The organism is Streptomyces sp. SP18CS02, assembly GCF_036322365.1.
Taxonomy (GTDB): Bacteria; Actinomycetota; Actinomycetes; order Streptomycetales; family Streptomycetaceae; genus Streptomyces.
This window is the reverse complement of record NZ_JAQYXC010000266.1, coordinates 50,187-68,214: the sequence shown is the minus strand read 5'-3', so window position 1 is coordinate 68,214 and position 18,028 is coordinate 50,187. Positions and strand designations below refer to the sequence as shown.

Annotated in this window: 13 protein-coding genes; 2 read left to right on the top strand and 11 right to left on the bottom strand. The window is 71.6% G+C overall.

What is annotated here, in order from left to right:
• Window positions 1-6: 6 nt before the first annotated feature.
• The 4 genes from fxsT to fxsA form a co-directional block, all read right to left on the bottom strand.
• Complete coding sequence (fxsT, locus tag PUR26_RS08095; protein ID WP_329870632.1) at window positions 7-3,939, bottom strand: FxSxx-COOH system tetratricopeptide repeat protein; 3,933 nt, start codon at window positions 3,937-3,939, stop codon at window positions 7-9.
• Window positions 3,923-5,320, bottom strand: a complete 1,398-nt coding sequence (gene fsxC, locus PUR26_RS08090) for an FxsC protein (RefSeq protein WP_329870630.1) — start codon at window positions 5,318-5,320, stop codon at window positions 3,923-3,925. Before fsxC ends, fxsT begins: the two co-directional genes overlap by 17 nt.
• A gap of 115 nt (window positions 5,321-5,435) precedes the next feature.
• On the bottom strand, window positions 5,436-7,676 hold the full coding sequence (gene fxsBH, locus PUR26_RS08085; RefSeq protein ID WP_329870628.1) for a radical SAM/SPASM protein FxsBH, inactivated beta-hydroxylase extension form: 2,241 nt from the start codon (window positions 7,674-7,676) through the stop codon (window positions 5,436-5,438).
• A 9-nt stretch (window positions 7,677-7,685) separates the two neighbouring features.
• The gene (gene fxsA, locus PUR26_RS08080; protein ID WP_329870626.1) at window positions 7,686-7,850 is read right to left on the bottom strand and encodes an FxSxx-COOH cyclophane-containing RiPP peptide; all 165 of its coding nucleotides are present in this window, start codon (window positions 7,848-7,850) and stop codon (window positions 7,686-7,688) included.
• Window positions 7,851-8,080: 230 nt separating this feature from the next.
• On the opposite strand from fxsA, the gene PUR26_RS08075 reads away from it, so the two are divergent.
• On the top strand, window positions 8,081-8,983 hold the full coding sequence (locus PUR26_RS08075) for a DUF4231 domain-containing protein (RefSeq protein WP_329870624.1): 903 nt from the start codon (window positions 8,081-8,083) through the stop codon (window positions 8,981-8,983).
• An 18-nt stretch (window positions 8,984-9,001) separates the two neighbouring features.
• On the opposite strand, the gene PUR26_RS08070 is transcribed toward PUR26_RS08075, so the two are convergent.
• The 6 genes from PUR26_RS08070 to PUR26_RS08045 form a co-directional block, all read right to left on the bottom strand.
• Window positions 9,002-9,481, bottom strand: coding sequence for a hypothetical protein (locus tag PUR26_RS08070; protein WP_329870622.1), 480 nt, complete (start codon window positions 9,479-9,481; stop codon window positions 9,002-9,004).
• A gap of 141 nt (window positions 9,482-9,622) precedes the next feature.
• Window positions 9,623-10,522: a S1 family peptidase gene (locus tag PUR26_RS08065; protein ID WP_329870620.1), complete on the bottom strand. Its 900-nt coding sequence runs from the start codon at window positions 10,520-10,522 to the stop codon at window positions 9,623-9,625.
• A gap of 240 nt (window positions 10,523-10,762) precedes the next feature.
• The gene (locus PUR26_RS08060) at window positions 10,763-11,587 is read right to left on the bottom strand and encodes a DUF1684 domain-containing protein (protein ID WP_329870618.1); all 825 of its coding nucleotides are present in this window, start codon (window positions 11,585-11,587) and stop codon (window positions 10,763-10,765) included.
• Between the two features lie 89 nt (window positions 11,588-11,676).
• A complete protein-coding gene (locus PUR26_RS08055; protein WP_329871042.1) occupies window positions 11,677-12,429 on the bottom strand; it encodes an amino acid ABC transporter ATP-binding protein in 753 nt (250 codons plus the stop codon).
• 11 nt (window positions 12,430-12,440) lie between these two features.
• Window positions 12,441-14,234 (bottom strand): FAD/NAD(P)-binding protein, encoded by a 1,794-nt coding sequence (locus PUR26_RS08050; RefSeq protein WP_329870617.1) that lies wholly within the window; start codon window positions 14,232-14,234, stop codon window positions 12,441-12,443.
• Window positions 14,231-15,079, bottom strand: a complete 849-nt coding sequence (locus PUR26_RS08045) for an amino acid ABC transporter permease (RefSeq protein ID WP_329870616.1) — start codon at window positions 15,077-15,079, stop codon at window positions 14,231-14,233. Before PUR26_RS08045 ends, PUR26_RS08050 begins: the two co-directional genes overlap by 4 nt.
• 438 nt (window positions 15,080-15,517) lie before the next feature.
• On the opposite strand from PUR26_RS08045, the gene PUR26_RS08040 reads away from it, so the two are divergent.
• A complete protein-coding gene (locus tag PUR26_RS08040) occupies window positions 15,518-16,459 on the top strand; it encodes an ABC transporter substrate-binding protein (protein ID WP_329870615.1) in 942 nt (313 codons plus the stop codon).
• Between the two features lie 134 nt (window positions 16,460-16,593).
• Here PUR26_RS08040 and PUR26_RS08035 read toward each other — a convergent pair whose 3' ends face one another.
• Window positions 16,594-17,859, bottom strand: a complete 1,266-nt coding sequence (locus PUR26_RS08035; RefSeq protein WP_329870613.1) for a DUF5685 family protein — start codon at window positions 17,857-17,859, stop codon at window positions 16,594-16,596.
• Window positions 17,860-18,028: the final 169 nt, after the last annotated feature.

Here is an 18,028-nt window from a genome sequence, read left to right as displayed (position 1 = left end):
CCCGCATCAGACGGCCAGCGGCTCCAGGTCCCGGTGCACCCTGCGCTCGTCGCGCGCCAGGCGGGTCAGGGCGTGCTCGTCGCCCAGCAGCCGGGACAGCTCGTCGGCGGTCTCCGTCCGCAGCCGGGCCGCCTCGTCCTTGCGGCCCAGCGCGCCGAGCGAGACCGCCATGTTGGAGGCGACCCCGAGCACCTCGGGATGGTGCGGGCCGAGGACCTCGCGCAGTGTGGTGACGGCCCGCCGCTCGATGTCGAGCGCCAGGTCCAGCTCCCCCAGATCGGCCTTGGCGTTGGCCAGGTTCACGCTGCAGAACAGCGCGTGCGGGTGCCGCTCGCCCAGGATGTCGCGCATCCCGCGCAGAGCGCCCTGGAGCATCTGCTCCGCGACCTCCGGTGCACCGCACGCCCACTGGTAGATGCCGAGGTTGTTGATGGCGGCCAGGGTGTAGGGGTGCCGCTCCCCCGGCACCTTCGTGTACTGGTCGACGACCTCCTGGGCCAGGTCCCGGGCCGCGACCGGCTCCCCGGCCGCGAACAGGTCCGCCGCCAGGTTCAGGTCGCAGGCCAGGGAGTCGGGGTGGGCGTAGGTGTACTTGGCGCGGTAACGGTTGCGGGTGGCCGTGGTCAGCCGCCTGGCGTCCTCCAGCCGTCCGGCCCTGCGCAGCGACACCGCCAGGCTCTTGCCCGCCGCGAGCGTGCCGGGGAAGGCCCGGCCGAGGGTCTGCTTGTAGATGTCGTACGTCCGGCTGAGCAGCGTCACCGAGTCGTCGTACCGTCCGACCTCGCGCAGGTCGCGCGAGAGCGAGGCGGCGGAGGAGAGGGTGTAGGGGTGCTCGGGGCCGAGCACCTCGGTACGCCGGTCGAACACCTCCTGGTCGATCTCGCGCGCCCGGGCGTACTGGCCGACCATGCGCAGGTTCAGCGCCAGGTTGTTGGCGGCCGCCAGGGTGCGCGGGTGCGCCTCGTGGAAGATCTGGCTGAACCCCTCGTGGGCCTCGGTCGCCAGTTCCATCGCCCTGCCGTACTGGCCGAGCGTGCCCAGGTCCATGGCGAGTCCGCTGGTGGTCATGTAGGTGTGCGGGTGCGAGGCGCCGAGGACTTCGCGCTGGCGCTCCAGCGTCACCTCGTCCAGCTCGGTGGCCTCCACGTAGCGGCCCTGCGAGCGCAGGATGTTGGACAGGTGGAAGCGCAGGTAGAGGTACTGGAGGTCGTCGTTGCCCAGCATCTCCTTCCACGAGTCGCGCAGGTCGCTGCCGAGTGTCCAGGCGGTCTGCCAGTCGCCGCGCTTCCAGAGGTAGCGCACCCGGTCGATCAGCAGCCGGCGGGTCTCCGGTTCCTTGCAGTAGCGGGCCTCGGAGGGGCCCAGGTGCGGCCAGATGGTGGCGAAGCGGGGCCAGGTCTCGGGGTTGTCGATCGGCTCGTCGTCGTCGGGCCGGGCGCCCGCCAGGATGCGGTGCACGGAGTGCCGGGCCTCGCGCTGCTCCTCCTCGGACAGCTGCGCCCGGATCACCGCCTGCACCAGCCGGTGGACCTGGATCGAGTTCGAGACCTGGTCGACCTTGGCCAGCGCGAAACGGCCGATCTCCCGGATCACCCGGCCCAGCACCAGCTTCTCCTGCAAGGAGGCGTCGTAGGGCTTGAGCGCCTCGATCATCTCCTTGCTGTAGAGCAGGTTGGCGTGGATCGGTTCGGGGGCGAAGAACGCGCACAGCTGAAGCAGCCGCACGGCGGCGGGTGAGCGCTCCTTGAGCCGCTCGATGGAGACGTTCCAGGTCGCGGCGACCGGCTCCGGGTACCCGGCGGGCTGGTTGAGTGACAGGGTGCGCGGGGCCCCCTGCTCCAGCTGCTCCAGGTAGGCGGCGACGGGGGTCGCGGTCTCCGCGATCCAGGCGGCGGCCTGTTCGACGGCGAGCGGCAGGTCGCCGACGGCGGTGGCGACCTGGTCGGCGTCCACGGCGCTCAGCCCCCTGGCCCGGCGCTGGAGGTGCTCGATGGACTCCTCGCGCAGGAAGACGTCGACGGGCAGCGCGTCGCCGTACTGCGACCAGGTCTGGTTCCTGGAGGTGACGAGGATGTGGCCGCCCGTCGGGAAGAACCGTTTGAGCTGGTCGGGGTCGTCGGCGTTGTCGAAGACCAGCAGCCAGCGGTTGGTCGGCACACCGCGCCGCAGCAGGTCGACGGCCTCCTGGGAGGCGGCGGCCATGTCCTCGCCGCCCTGCGCGCCGAGCCGGACGGCGAGCTCGGCGAGACCGGCGATCACGTCGTCGGTCTGTTCGGCGGACATCCACCACACCAGGTCGTAGTCGGCCATGAAGCGGTGGACGTACTCCAGGGCCACCTGGGTCTTGCCGACGCCGCCGAGCCCGTAGAGGGTCTGCGGCTGCGGCAGCACGACGGCCATGCCGCCGCCGAGCTGGTCGCGCATCCGCTCCAGTACGACGGACCGGCCCGTGAAGCCGGGGTTGCGCGGCGGCGCGTTCCAGATCTTCGGCACGGTGCCGGGGAAGCGGGGCCCGGGCGGCATCCCGTCGTTGAGCTGTACGGGGCGGTCCAGGGCGCGCAGCAGCGCGGCGGTGGCGTGCGCCTCGTCGAGCCGGAACAGGTCGACCGGGTTGCGGTCGATGTACGGGGTGGTGAGCCGGACGTCGCCGACGCGCAGGGGCAGCAGATGGCGGCGCCCGCCCCCGGGGTCCTCGGCCGCGGCCCGTTCCCAGACCTCGACCGCACGGGCGGACTTGAGGTACGCGCTGGAGAGCAGGACCACGGTCCGGGCGGCGTTCTCGGCGGCGGTGAGCACGTCCGATCCGGATGCCTCCGGATCGGCGGAGACGTCGCGCGGCACGACCCGGAAGCCCGCCCGGGTGAGGACCGACTCGATCCAGTCGGCCCACATCCGGTTCTCGGCCACGTAGCTGAGGAAGAGGTCGGCCGGCAGGGCGGGGCGCCGTCGGGTGAAGGCGTCCCGGATCCGCAGCCGCACCTCTTCGTTGACCGCCGGCATGGCGGTGATCCGCTGCTCGGTGATGACGGCGGTGAGCCGCTCGAACGCGGCCAGCAGGGAGTTGGCGATCCCGGCGTCGTCGCCGAAGGTGGCGAGGGTCTCCTCGTAGGCGTAGTAGGGCCGGTACGGGATCTCCACGGCGCCCCAGTAGGCGGCGAGCTCGTCGCCCGAGAGCCCGCTGGGGAACCCGTCGAACTTCAGCCGGGCGAGCGCCCGTCCCGCGTCGGCCTTCTCCTTCTCGCCCTCGTCGATCCGCATCGGTACGGGGAAGATCTGGATGCCACGGCCGCCGTACCGCTCGTCGATCTGACGGGCGACGGCCGACGCGCCGTCCATGGACTGGTCGCTGAGGGTGAAGCAGTCGACCAGCGCGTCGGGCAGGTGGACCGTGCAGATGTCGGCGATGTCGCTCAGACCGGTACGGCTGTCGATGAGGACGTAGTCGTAGTTGGCCTTCATGTCGTCGCGCAGCGCGTCGAAGAAGTGCCCGCCGCCGAGCCGGTCGTAGAAGTTGTCCCAGTCGAAGGTGGAGACCGTCGCCGAGTACTCGCGGTTCTGCTTGCCGGCCGAGACGAAGTCGAGGGTCCCGCCGTCGGGGAACTGCCAGCCGAGCGGCTCGGGGTTGAGCGAGACGGCGTGCGGCTGGATGCGCGCGTAGTCGCGGTGCCAGTCGTCGGGCCGCTGCACGGGGCTGGTGGCCGCCCAGGCGTACTCGGTGATCAGGTCGATGACACCGGTGGTGGCACCGAGGGTGGACGGGTCGAGGAAGGGGTGGAAGAAGCGGTGCAGGCCGGGTGCCTCCAGGTCCCAGTCGACGGCCAGGACCCGTTTGCCGTTCGCGGCGAGGATCCAGGCCGTGTTGGCCAGGGCCATCGTCCGTCCCGTACCACCCTTGTACGAGTAGAAGGTGACGACGCGTCCGTCACGACTGGCTGTCATCCAGGTCCTCCGCATCGGGCGCGATCTCGTGCGTCTCGGGGGTGAAGTACGTGGTGGAGTACTCGGCCGCCATGGGGCCGCGCAGCCGGGGGCGTTCGGTGTGGCGGCCGCCGGCGGGCGGATAGACCGCGGCGTGCCGCAGGTACTGCTGGGCGGCCGCCTCCACCACCTGGGGAAGGATCTGGCCGAACGCCTCCATGCTCGGTACGCCCCGGGCGGCGGCGCGGCTGGCGGCCCGGCCCTGGCCCATCTTGACGGGCATGGTCTGTTCGAGCGTCTCGCTCAGCGCTCCCTCCACCGCCCGGCTCTGGTGGTCCATGCGGTTCCACGGGACGACGACGCTCACCCAGGGCCGGTGTTCCGCGTCGAAGGCGGCGAGCCGCCCGCGGCGTTCCTCGTCCTGGAGCGCCCAGCGGTCCACGAGCAGGATCTCGGGCCGGGTCGGCGGCTGCTTGGCGTCCAGGGGGCCCGAGTCGTGGTCGAAGGAGGAGACGGTCGCCTGGTAGTTGAGCGAGCGGACCAGGTCCTCCGCGACATAGGCGAGCGGCCGGGCGGATTCGGGGTGGTACGGATTCCAGTCCTGCGGCATGTCGCCGTAGTACTCGGGGTGGCGGCCCTCGGGGAGGTCGTGCCGGGTCGGAGCGGCGACGGTCACCTGGATGGGGCGCGGGCCCCCGCCGGGGGCGCCGAAGGCGCTGGGTGCCTGCCGGTAGTCGACGGGGCGCCCCGGCCCTATGCCGACGTTGTCGGCGACGGAGACGATGCGTTTGGCGAGTTCGTAGACGGCCCGCTCGTACTCCTCGGCGAATATCCGGAGTTTGATCAGCCCGTACAGCCCGTCGGTCACATAGCGGTCACCGAATGCCCGGTGATTGAACTGCAACCGTTCGGCGGGGCCCGGGAGTTGTTCGGGCGGGACCGGTACCCACAGGGCGGGCACGATCGCCTCGGCCGGCCTGTTGTGCTTGGCGTGGTGGTAGATCGCCCGCTGGGCGAAGGCGTACCACTCCTTGCCGCACATCTCGCTGGCGAAGTACCGGGGCGAGAACAGCGGGACGAAGACCCGGCAGGTGGCCAGGACCTCCGCCAGCCGCTCCGACCAGCCCTCGCCGGAGCGTATCTCGCGGTCCATGAACCCGGCCGGGGATCCGGCCGGGAGGTCGGTCATGGCCATCACGTGGCCGCATAGATCGCGGAACAGCCGCTCGACCCACATATCGGGATCGGGGCCTCCGGCTCCGTACCTCGGCGTGTGCGCGTAGCTCAAGAAGAAGTACGGCCGATGGTCCGCCGCTCGCTGCTGCGGTGACGCGTGCACGCGACCCCCGTCCTGTGTGATCGCCCGTATCCAGGGTGGGAAGGATACGAGCGAATTAATCATTCCGGAGCAGGATTGCTCAGCCCCCATGGCGTTCAGTCATTCAACGCCGCTTTTCGGTCATCCACGCGAATGGACGACGGATGGTTCCCGCGATCGGTCACCCGTGTGATCGTTTTCAGGAGAGCCCGGCTTCCTTTCGCACTCCGGCAATGAGCAGTTTTCCGCTCACGGTGAGTTCGGCGGCTTCCTCCAGCAGGTGGAGGGCCTGCTCGGTGTGTTCCGTATGGCCCGGCTCGTACGCCGAGAGCCCGGCCCTCTCGTAGGCGCCGGCCAGCAGGACGGACACCGGGACGGGGGACTCCCGCCAGGGCGCGCGGTGGGTCCAGACCCCGTCCTGCGCGTAGAGGTCGGCGACGTCGAGCAGGGCCCGCAGCTTGGCCCGCCGGAAGCCGCGCAGCAGCGCCCGCGCCAGTTCCCCGGCGCCGCCCCGCAGCGGGAGGCCGAGGGCGCCGTAGCCGTGGCGGCCGACCGAGACCCCGGTACCGGTCAGCGGGGTCAGGGTGGTCAGGCTCGCGGCGGCCTCGGCGGCCTGTTCCGGTACGGCGTCCTCCAGGAGCCGCCGGGCGCTCTCCAGCCGCGCGGTCCAGTCGGCCGCCTGTGCCGGGGTGAGGCGGGCGGTCGCGGGCGCCCCGAACCGGTCCCGGAACGGGTCGAGGTCGTCGATCGCCCAACCGGCCGCCCCCCGTCGCACGGGCCGCCAGCCGGGGCCCGCCCCGTCGGGTGCCGCGCCGGCCGCCGGCCCGTCCGGGCCCGTGCGGCGGGTGATCCGGTGCTCGGCGCCCGGGATCCGGACGAGGAAGCCCTCCTCGGTCGCCCGTACCTCCGCCGTCCCGTGTCCGGCCGCTCCGCCCCGCGGGGTCAGGCGGAGTTCGCCGAGGGTCGGCAGGCGCAGCACTCCGTCGTGCCAGGCGACCCGGACCGGGGTGTCCACCGCGCCGCGCACGGCGGCGGCGGCGACGTAGCGCGCGAGGAGGCGCGCGGTGGAGGGTGCGTCGTCGCGCTCCTCCCGCAGACCGTCCAGGCATTCGAGGAGCCAGGTACGGGTGTACGGGTGGGCGAGCACCTCGTCGAGCCCGTCGGAGCGCCGCTCGACCGCACCGGCCAGCTCCCAGGCCTCGGCCCACGGTTCGCCGCCTCGGCCCGCGAGTTCGCGGTGCAGTTCGGCGAGCAGGACGCGCGTCAGGTCGTGCTGTTCGGCGACGAGCGTGCCGGGGTCGGTCACGGCGGGGGAGGCGGTGGCGGCGGCCGTGCGCTCCTCCACACCGCGCACGATCGCCTCCAGGTCGGCGCAGTAGACGGAAGGGTTGTCGAAGCCGTTGTCCCGGCGGTAGCGGTGGGTGTAGAGGCCGCCGCCGCAGGAGCGGACGACGGGGCACCGGCGGCAGGTCTCGCCGACACCGTCGAGGCCGAGCTGGCGGGCCCGGATGCCGGGGTGGGCGGCGACGTCGTCGAGGGAGTGCCGGTAGAGGTCGTATCCGGTGGCGGCCGCGCCTTCGTAGGCGCTCTTGAGGGAGTCGACCTGTTCGAGGGTGCCGTCCGTCTCGATGACGACGAGGTCGGTGGGGGCCAGGCCGAGGGACTCGGTCAGGCTCGGGCCGCCGGCCAGGGTGGACAGCACGGATTCGAAGAGGCGTACGGGCACGGGCCTGCCCTGTCCGTTCCACCGGTCGAAGGCTGCCAGGACCCAGTCGGCGTACGCGGTGGGTGAGCCTTCCGGGCGGGGCGGCGGCTCCTCCCAGGTGGCGTGCGGCAGGAGGAAGTCGATGCGCGGGGGGCCGAGTCCGACGAGCGCGTCGTATACGGCGACCGGGTCGTTGGCCACGTCGATGGTGCACAGCAGACCGAGGTCGAGGTGGCGGTAGCGCTCCGAGTGCAGCAGCTCGACGGCCTTCAGGACGAGGGGGTGGCTGCTGCGGCCGTCGGCGAAGCGCCGGTGCCGGTCGTTGGCGGCCTTGTCGCCGTCGAGGGAGATGCCCACCTTGACGCCGTACTCGTCGAAGAGATCGAGGTAGCGGGGGCTGAGCTGCAGGCCGTTGGTGTGGATCCGCAGGTCCAGGGAGGTGACCGGGGCGAGGGCGGTGGTGAGCTCCTCGCAGACGCGCCGGAGTCGTGCGGGCCCCGCCAGCAGAGGCTCCCCTCCGTGCAGGATCACTGACACGGAGGGCAGGGCATGGTTCTTGGCATGCTCGGCCAGTCGCAGAGCTGTCCAGGAAATCGCCTCGTCAGAGATTGCCTTGGGGCGGGTTCGCCAGCTCTGATCAGCGTGTTCATAGATGTAGCAGTGGTCACAGGCAAGATCACACCTGCTGTGGACCTTCAGAACGATCTCGCGGAAGGGGACCAGGGGTCCAGTCATTCCGCCAGTTTAGAGCGCGGAATTGAAGGTGGCGGACCGCTCGGTGCGGTCACCCGACGGCGGAAGGACGCGGCTGAGCTTCTTGGTGGCGTCCGTTCCCCGCACGTCGATCTCGGCCAGAGGAACGCGGTTCTTCTTCGCGGCAGCGAAGGTCACTGAGGTCTGAAAGCTCACGACGGCCGTCCTAGAGGATGTGGTCGATCTGGGGGAACCGCACCATTGCAGTGTCGGCGGCACGACTTTACTCTCATGCCCACCGGCGGCAAATCAGCACGAGGCGACGAAACAAAAGCGTTGCGCCAGTATTCCCCGACCGACCCGGAACAAGCCATTCCACCGAAAGAGTGAAGACAAAACCGCAGACGGGGGTGCGTATGGCCGGCTTTCAGGGCCCACTGCAGAGCATGGTCTTCCGAAACGCGGATCTGCCGGTCCTGTTCCACCTCTCGGACGAGATCGCCGTCGCGCGACAGCGCGAGGCGGTGCAGGACACCCGCCGGCAGCTGATGTTACTGGTCCTGGGGGCGTTCCTGGCCGTGCTGCCCGGCGGCTGGAAGCTGGGCGACACCTTCCAACTGGCGGGCGCCCTCAGTGCGTTGGCGTACGCCGGCGTACTCCTCGTCACCTACCGCACCTCCAGGCGCCGTGCGAAGTCGCAGTGGCAACTCAACCGCTCGGCAGCGGAGTTCATCAAGTCGATGTGCTGGCGCTACGCCGTGCACGGCACCCCCTTCGACGCCGACTCCCGGGATCCGGAAGGCACGTTCGTGGCGCGGCTGGAGGAGGGGCTCGCGGAACTGCGGAAGGTCGGCTGGCTCGACCCCCGGGACGGCGCGGCACCGGCCGGCTCGGGCGAGCTCATCACCCCGGCCATGCGGACCCTGCGGGACAAGCCGTTCCGGATCCGCAAGGAGACGTACGTCCGCGACCGGCTGATCGAGCAGCGCAACTGGTACCACAGGCGCACGGCCGTGTCGCGCCGGGCCACCACGCTCTGGTCGGCGACCACGGCCGTACTCACCCTGCTGGCCCTGCTCCTGGGCGTGTTGCGGGCGTTCTCGGTCGGCGGGTCGGGCGAGGTGGCCGGGCTGCTGTCGGCCGCGGCGGCGTCCTGTGTGGCGTGGAGCGAGATCCGCCGCCACCAGCCGCTGATCGCCGCGCACTCGCTGGTCGAGGAGGACCTGGCGGCGATGCACACCGCGATGGAGACGACGGTCGGCGAGGACCGGTGGTCGGCGGCCGTGTACGAGACCGAGCGCATCGTCTCCCCGCAGCACACCGACTGGCTGGTGCAGCACCGGCGGTGACGGGCCCGCGCCCGGCCGTCAGGCCCGCTCGACCCCGGCCCGCCAGATGACGGTCACCGGCTTCCCCAGCTCGCGGGCGTAGCGCACGATGTCCCCGGTGCCGCCCAGCCCGCGGGCGGGGCGGCCGTCCCAGACGGCGAGCAGCCGGTCGCAGGTGTCGGCGATGTAGGCCCCGGCGGCGTAGTACGCCTCGTCGGTGGAGTGCGGGAAGGCCAGCCTGATCTCGCGGGTCGCCCGCTCCTTGAGCTCCCGGTAGCGGGCCAGCTCCGCGGGGTCGGTGAAGCCCTGCTCGTAGTCGTCGCTGGGGATGACGGCGGTGAGTTCGGCGCCGCACCCGAGGGCGATGTCGGCGAAGAGCTGGTCCGCGCCCGTCGCCAGGCTGGAGAGCGCCTCCGTCGAGCCGTCCCGGCCGTCGAACGCGGCACGGATCGCGGCGCGGACATGGGCGTGGAGCTCCTGGGGGATGTCCCTGTGGCCGGTCACTCCGATGCGCTTCATCCGCCCCCGCTCTCCTCGCCGATCGGCCGACCGCCCTCACATCCTCTCAAATCCGGGCGAGCCGTCCAGTGGCGGAGCCCCCGCCCGGTCCTCCGGGCGGGGGCTCTGGTGCTGTCGGGCCTTCGGGCGGCGGACCGGGGGTCAGTAGATGCTGACTCCGTACGCGCTCAGGGCCTCGGTGACCGGCTGGAAGAAGGTCGTCCCGCCGGAGGAGCAGTTGCCGCTGCCGCCGGAGGTGAGACCGATGGCGGTGGTGCCGGAGTACAGCGCGCCACCGCTGTCGCCGGGCTCGGCGCACACGTTCGTCTGGATCATCCCGTAGACGACGTCGCCGCCGCCGTAGTTGACGGTGGCGTTGAGGCCGGTGACCCTGCCGCTGTGGATGCCGGTGGTCGATCCGCGGCGGGTGACCGACATGCCGACGGTCGCGTTGCCCGCGCCGGTGATGTCGACGCTGCCGACGGTGCCGGGGTGGGCGACCGAGGTGTTGGAGTAGCGCACCAGACCGTAGTCGTTGCCCGGGAAGCTCGATCCGGCCGTGGGGCCGATGCTCGTGGTGTGCGCGGAGTTGGTGTACCAGGGCGGGTTGCCGTCGGTGCAGTGACCGGCGGTGAGGAAGTAGTAGGTGGAGCCGCTGCGGACGTTGAAGCCCGCGGAGCAGCGCCAGCTGGTGGCGTAGACGGCGTCGCCGCCGGAGATGAGCTTGCTGAACGTGCCCGGTGTGCGCTCGATGCGCAGGGCGCCGGAGTTGGCGCCCGCCTCGCGCTTGATCCTCTCGATCTCGGCCGGGGAGACGGTCGAGTCGGCGGTGACGACGAGGGTGCTGGTCGCCGGGTCGACGCGCCAGGCGGTGCCCGGGACGTCGGCCTCCAGGACGGCGGAGTCCGCGGCGGACAGCTGGCTCGCGCCGAAGGTCCGGGGGGTGTCCGCGTTCGCGGCGGGGACCGCGAGTGCGGCGGCGGCCACGAGACCGGTGGACACGGCGAGCAGGCGGGTGCGTCTGGCTATGCCGTCGCGGGGGGTGGTGCGCTTGATCCTCACTTTTCCTCCCGAGGGGGATCGGGGGCCCGCCGTGGGGTGTCGGGCCCGTGAGGCGCAGCCAGGGGGTGAGGACGGTGCAGCGTGCTCTCCGGGTCGGCCGTGCCCCTGACAAGCGCTGACGGGAGTATTCGCGGGATCAACCAACGGCCGCAAGGGCGCCTTTCGGCCGTACGTCCGCGCACGCGTCACTGCCCCGGCGGGTACGGTTCGGTCCCCGCCGGGGTACGCCACTGGGACGCGTCAGTGGCCGAGCAGGTTCCGCTCCCCCGCCGGGACGGGCACCGGGAGGGTGTTGCCGGGCGGCGGGAACGGGCAGATGAAGTGGTCGGCGAAGGCGCAGGGCGGCAGCAGCGACCGGTTGAAGTCGACGGTCACGCCGCCGTCGGGGCCCGGGGCCGAGGGCCGCAGGAAGCGGAACCGGAAGGTGTCCTTTCCGCTGGTGGCGTCGGCGAAGACGGCCCAGAGCGAGCCGTCGCCCTCCACCGCGACCTGGAGGGTGTGGGCGGTGCCCGCGAGCTCGAAGGCGAGTTCGCCGGAGAGCCCCAGACCGCGCTCGCGCCCGTCGGCGTTCCGCACCTGGACGCTTCGGGTCTCCTCGTACGGGCGGAAGGTGCCCGGCACAGCCCAGCGCGGGTCGTACGCGGTGGCCTCGATGCCCGTGAAGTCCTTGCGGGCCGGTGCGTCCGGGTCGAAGTCGCGCACCGCCCACAGCCCCTCGCGGCGCAGCACGACCAGCCGGCGGTCACCCGCCGCGACGCGTGACCGCGGGATGGGCCCGTTGTCGGCGGTGAGGGCGATCTCGCCGGTCAGGGGCTGTCCGTCGACGGTGATGCCGTCCTGCGCCGTGGCGGTCAGCAGCACCTCGTCGCCGTTCTCGCGCCAGGTGCCGGGGACGGCCGGAAGTCGGCCTTCCGGGTGGTCGGAGAGCCAGTGGGTGCCGGTGAGGGAGAGCGGGCCGTACGGCTCCGAGACGGCTGCGACCCTCTGCTCGTGCCAGTTCTTCCAGTCCTGGAGTGGATCGTGCGCGTCCTGTCCGCGGTGCGCGCCGGGTGTGTCGGTGCTCATGTGGTCGACCTTTCCGTACGTGTTCACAGGGCCCTCGGCACGGCGGCGGGGCCGTGCCGGGGGCCGTCGGATGTGCTGCCGGGCCGCGGTCAGAGGACCTTGGACAGGAAGGCGCGGGTGCGCTCGTGACGCGGGCTGTCCAGGACCTCGGCCGGCGGGCCCTGCTCGACGATCCGGCCCTCGTCCATGAAGACGACGGTGTCGGCGGCCTCCCGCGCGAAACCGATCTCATGGGTCACGACGATCATCGTGGTGCCCTGTGCGGCCAGGTCCTTGATGACGTCGAGGACCTCGCCGACGAGCTCCGGGTCGAGGGCGGAGGTCGGCTCGTCGAAGAGCAGCAGCCGGGGTTCGAGCGCGAGCGCCCGTGCGATGGCCACGCGCTGCTGCTGTCCGCCGGAGAGCTGGCGCGGGTAGGCGTCGGCCTTGTCGGCGAGCCCCACCCGGGCCAGGAGCTCGGAGGCGCGGGCGACCGCCTGGGCCCGGGGCCGCTTCAGCACGGAGACCGGCGCCTCGATGATGTTCTCCTCCACCGTGAGGTGCGGGAACAGGTTGAAGTTCTGGAAGACGAAGCCGATCCGGGTGCGCTGCTTGAGGACGTCGCGTTCCGGCAGTTCGTAGAGCTTGTCGCCGGAACGGCGGTAGCCGATCAGGGTGCCGTCGACGCTGATCCAGCCGCTGTCCACCTTCTCCAGGTGGTTGATGGTGCGCAGCAGGGTGGACTTGCCCGAGCCGGACGGGCCGAGGACGACCGTGACCTCGCCGGTGCGGACCTCCAGGTCGACACCGCGCAGCACCTCCAGCGCGCCGAAGCTCTTGTGTACGGACCTGACCTCGACCATGGGGGCGGTGCTCATCGCGCGACTCCTTCGGCGTAGGGACGTTCGGTGGTGTGCGGCAGGAGGGCGAGAACGGCACGGGCGACGGCGTCGTTCTGCCGGAAGCCGGGGCCTCCGGTGCCCGGCCGGGTGAAGGCCGGGGCCGCCCGGGAGGTGGTGTAGGGGCCGAGCGCGAAGCGGCGCGGGTGCGGGCCCCGGCCGTCGCGCTCCAGGACGCGCCCGTCGGCCGGGTCGATCGGGAGCAGCCCGGATTCGCTGGTGTCCGCGCCGTCCTCGTACAGCGCCCGCAGCAGCGGGCTGCGGGTGAGGGCGGGGGTCGGCGGCTCGGGGAGCCGGGCCTCGACCAGGGCGCGGGCCTCGGTCCACCGCCCCGGCAGACTGCCGCCGGACGCCCGGAAGACGCCCTGGCGCTCATCGGTGTCGACGGTGATGCCGGGGCCGAGGAAGCGCACGATGCCGGCGCGTGACAGGGCGAGCATCTGGCGCAGCCGGGGGCCGGGCGGCCCCGAGGCGAGATAGCTGAAGAACCCGTGCCACCGGCTCTCCACGGAACCGAGGCGGAGCAGCTGTCCGTAGACGGAGAGCAGGCCGTCGAAGACCGCGAGGTCCTCGCTGCGCGCGGGGTCGTGGCGCCGGTCGAGATCGGCGGTGATGTGCTCGCGCAGCCGGTCCTGGAGGTGCTCGTACGAGGTGTGGCGCTCACCGAGCAGCGGAAGGTCGAGCGCGGCGAGGTCGAGCCGGTCGGCCGGGTCGGGGACGGCGTCGGCGATGACGAGGTCCAGCGCCTCGGCGGTGGGTTCTGCCGCCGCGTACCTCTCCTCGAACTCCGCCCAGGTGCCGCGCGTCCGCTCGGGGTGGGCGGTGAAGAGCCGGTGGCAGTGGGCGAAGCGGAGCTCCTTGTCGATGAGCGGCCACAGTTCGCCCTCGAAGTCGACGGGGGCGGGGCCGGGCCGTTCCAGTACGGGGTCGATCTGCGCGGGTCCGAAGAAGCGGGGCAGTGGCGGACGGTCGCCCTGACGGTCGTAGCCGATCTTGGAGCGGTAGGGGACGCCCCGGCGGGAGCCGACGTACAGGATGGGCTCCAGGCCGGAGGGGTGGTACTCGTCGCCCTCGTACCGTCCGCCGCGGCCCTCCGTGAGCAGCACCATCAGGTCGATGAAGGCGAGCCCGAAGCCCCGTACGATCACGGGCTCGCCGGCGGGCAGGACGGACAGGTCGCTGTCGGCGGTGAAGTCCGGCGGCAGGTGGACCAGGCCGTGCCGGTGCGCGAACGCGGCGAGCCGGCGCTGCTCGTCGTCGGTCTCGGCCTCCAGATGGCCGATCGTCATGATGACCGCGTCGGCGGTCAGCGGCTCCGCGCGGCCCTCCAGCCAGACCCGCTGGCGGCCGTCGCGCGGCCCGTCGACGCGCAGGGCGTGGGCCCGGTGCTCGTGGACGGTGACGGCGGGCGGCAGGGAGGCGACGGCCTGCTCGTAGAACCAGCGCAGATAGGCGCCCTGCTGCGGGCGGGTGGGGAAGGTCCGGCCGTCGAGGCCCGACCACTGGGCGAGCGTCGGTCCGGGCCGTACCGGTCCCTCCATGGTCACCGTGTCGTCGGTGAACATGGTGACGTCGGCGGCCTGGGAGTTCATCCACAGCAGCGGTGACTGCTCGCGCCGCCAGATACGTCCGCCGCCGACCGGATACGGGTCGACGAGATGGATGTCCAGGGGCCCGTCCCCGTGGAGCTCGGGGAGGTTGGCGGCGAGCCGTTCGAGGATGCCGGTGCCGCGCGGCCCGGCTCCGACGATGACTATCGCGGGGGTCATCGCGCACCGACCGTACCGCGCGCGTAGTGCCGCTCGACGTAGTGCTGGCCGACGCCGAGGATCGAGGTGACCACGACGTACCAGAGGGTGGCGACGAGGAGCAGCGGCATCACCTGGTAGGTGCGGTGGTAGACGAGCTGGACCGAGTAGAGCAGGTCGTGCACGGCGATGACGCTGACGATGGAGGTGCCCTTGAGGGTGCCGATCAGCATGTTCCCGGCGGGCGGCACGATGGAGCGCATGGCCTGCGGAAGCACGATCCGGCGCAGCCTGCGCCACCGGCCGAGGCCGAGGGAGTGCGCCGCTTCGAGCTGGCCGCGCTCGACGGACAGGATGCCGCCCCGCACGACTTCGGCGGCGTACGCGGCCTCGTGCAGGGTGAGTCCGATGATGGCGACGGTGACCGGGCCGAGGAGGTTGACCGTCTTGACTCCGAGGATCTGCGGGTAGAGCGCGCCGATGTTGAACCAGAACAGCAGCTGCACCAGGATCGGCGTCGAGCGGAAGAACCAGACGTACCCCCAACTGACGCTGCGCAGGACCGGGTTGGACGACAGGCGCATGACGGCGAGCAGGGTGCCGAAGACGAAGCCGAGCACCATGACGAGGGCCGTCAGCCAGAGTGTGAGCCACAGGCCGCGCAGCACGGCGGTGGAGGTGAAGTAGTCGGCGACGACGTCCCACTGGAACGCCTCGTTGCGCGCCACGGAGTTGAGGGCCAGCGCGAGGAGCACCAGGACGGCGGCGGCCGCCGTCCACTGTCCGGTACGGCGCGCGGGAACGATGCGGGTGGGTATGTCGTCGTCGGATTTCGTCAGCGGTGACGGGGAAAGGGTCGCGGGCATGGGGAAGGCTCCGTGGATTCAGAGATCGAACACGGTGAATGCCTTCACGGCCGCACAGTCGGACCGAGCCCCTCAACACGGTCCGCCCCAGAGGCTATTGCGAGTACACGGTGCGCTGCAAGCCTGTCCGCACTCTGAGCCGTTTGTCTCAATGTGGTTGACGCGGAAACGGATGCCTGCTCCACTTGTGGCCATGTATTCGCAGCAGTGGCTGGTCACGCGCTCCCACATCGACTTTGGTCGCGTGTGGTCCTCGTCCTGTTGAGCTGACCCACCTGCGTCTCTTCCGCCGCGCGCCAGCGCGCCGTTCCAGCGTGCCTTCACACGCATAGCACACGGTTCCACCTCCCTCTTTTCTTTCATATCCCTTCCTGAGGTCCCTTTTGCATTCCGGCAGAAGGGACAGCTCGACGTTCCCTTTCGCAGGAGACCCGACCCATGAGCACCCGACGCAATATGGCCTTTCTGGCCTTGATCACCACGGCCGCACTCGCCCTCACCGCATGCGGTTCGGGCGACCCGGAGGCCGTCGGCGCCGCCGGTGCCAAGCCGGGCGCGAAGTCAGCGCTCCCCACGAACGACGTGGTCTCGGCGATACCCGAGGACCAGGCGGCCGCGAAGCTGCTGCCCGCGGACGTACGCGAGCGGGGCACCCTCACCATCGCCAGCGCCGTCGCCACCGCGCCCGGCGCGGCCTTCCTGGAGGACGGCCGCACACCCGTGGGCCTGGACATCGACATCGCGGACGCCACCGCGAAGGTCCTCGGGCTGAAGCTGAAGCGCGAGGTGGCGAGCTTCGAGGCGATCCTGCCCGCGCTCGGCAGCGGGAAGTACGACCTGAGCACCGGGAACTTCGGCGTGACCGACGAGCGGCGCGCGACGCTCGACTTCGTCACCTACATCAACGACGGGCAGGGCTTCGCGGCGCGCGAGGACAGCGAGCTGAAGGAGATCACCGATCTCACGCAGCTGTGCGGGCTGACCGTGGCGACCGGGGCCGGCACCACCTTCGAGGCATCCCTGGCGAAGAACGTCGGCCGGTGCAAGGACGCGGGCAAGAAGCCGTACGAGGTGCAGACCTTCAGCGACCCGGGCGCCCAGTGGATCTCCCTCCAGCAGGGGCGCAGCGACGTGGCCATGAGCACCATCAACGGGTTGCGGTACGCGGTGACACAGCAGCCGAACGTCAAGTTCCTCAATGAGTTCAAGCGGCTCGACGTGGGCTTCGCCTTCAAGAAGGGCACTGCGCTGGCGCCCGCCTTCCAGGCGGCGGTCAACCGTCTGATCAAGGACGGGACGTACGCCGGGATCCTGAAGAAGTGGGGGGTCGAGCCGTCCGCGATCGAGACGTCGCAGATCTCGCCGCCCGAGAAGAAGTGAGGGCGGGGGCCGTCGGCGCGGGCCGACGGCCCTCACGGCACCCGCCGGCCGACGGACCGACGGGGGGCGCCGGTGCGCGCCGCGACCCGCCGGCGGGTGGGCGCGCGGCCGGCGCGCCCACGGCCCGCGGCCCGTCAGCAGCCGTCGCAGGGGCAGCAGCAGTCGCAGCCGGGAGAGTTGCAGTTGTCGCAGCTGTGGCAGCATCCTTCGCGCTTCTTGCGGGACCAGGGGCCTTCGTACTCCCGGGCGCAGCAGAGTTGGCAGGTGCACAGCAGCCAGGTGAAGGCGGCGCACCCGGCCCAGAAGCCGCGCGGGGCCGGCTTGGAAGGCCCTCCGCCGAAGCCCGGCGGCATCCCCCCAGGGCCCCCAGGGCCCCCGGGACCGCCGGGGCCACCGGGGCCACCGGGCTGGCCTCCGCCGCCGTACGGGTTGTGCGAACCGTAGGGCCCCTGGCCGCCGCCCTGGTACGGGCCGCCGTACTGGGGCGACTGCCGGCCGGGGCCCTGGCCGTACCCGTCGCCGCCGTATCCCTGGTGCGAGCAGGTCGTGGTGCCGAACGCCCGGTCCACCGACTGCCGCAGCTCGTGTGCGAGCAGGACGTGCAGCAGCGTGTCGTCGACGAACTCCGCGTCGCGCAGGGCCAGCCCGATGCCGTGCAGCGCGTCGTCGGCGAGCCGACGGGCCTCCGCCGTCGACGTGCCGGTCACCGCGAGGGGGTTCCAGGCGCCTGACGCCGCGTCCGCCGCCTGGTCCTCCACGGCGTCCAGCAGATGCGCCAGCCGCCCGAAGAGCCGCCCCGCCTCGGCGAGCGGCGCCGCGTTCTGCGGCTTCCCCGCCAGTACGGCGGTATGCGCGAACGCCGCCGCGGTGGCCGTCTCGGTCGGCTCGGTCACCGTCAGCAGGGGTGTTCCGGCCACCGTCAGCGCCTCGATCCCGGTCTGCCGGTCCACCGCGTCGACCAGCAGCGCCGTGTCGAAGCCGAGCTCGCGTCCGGTCCTGGCGCCGGCCCGGTCCCAGCCGCGCGCGACCATGCGGGCCGCGGCCGCCACGGGCCTGCGGGCCAGCAGCCCGTCCCGGTCGGCGACATGGTCACGTACCTTCGCCGAGGCCAGGACCAGCGAGACGGCGGCGGCGAGCCGCGCCCCCTCGCCCCGGGCGACGGGTGCGGTGCGCATCGCCCTGAGCGGGCAGGGCCCGGCGGTGCGGCGCGATGTCGCGGTCCGCTCGGTCTGAGCTTCCGTCAGGACCGAGACGATGAGCCCGTCGTAGTTGGTGACGACCCTGGCGAACTGGCCGTGATCGGCCCGCAGGGCCAGGCACAGCCCGCAGAGATGGGCCATCCATTCCGTCTTCAGCCCGTCCGTGAGACGGTGGGTGCAGGGCCTGACGATTCCGAACACGGCTCCCCCGAGAGTCGTTCCACTGTGCGGCGGGCATCGTATCGATACTTCGTTCACCCGTACGTCCGCGCGGGCTCACCCGTCTGGCCCGAATGTCATATGTGAGTTACGGAAGGTCGCTCTCAGGGACCGTATGGCTGCAAAACCTTGACGAATCGCCACATCTTCT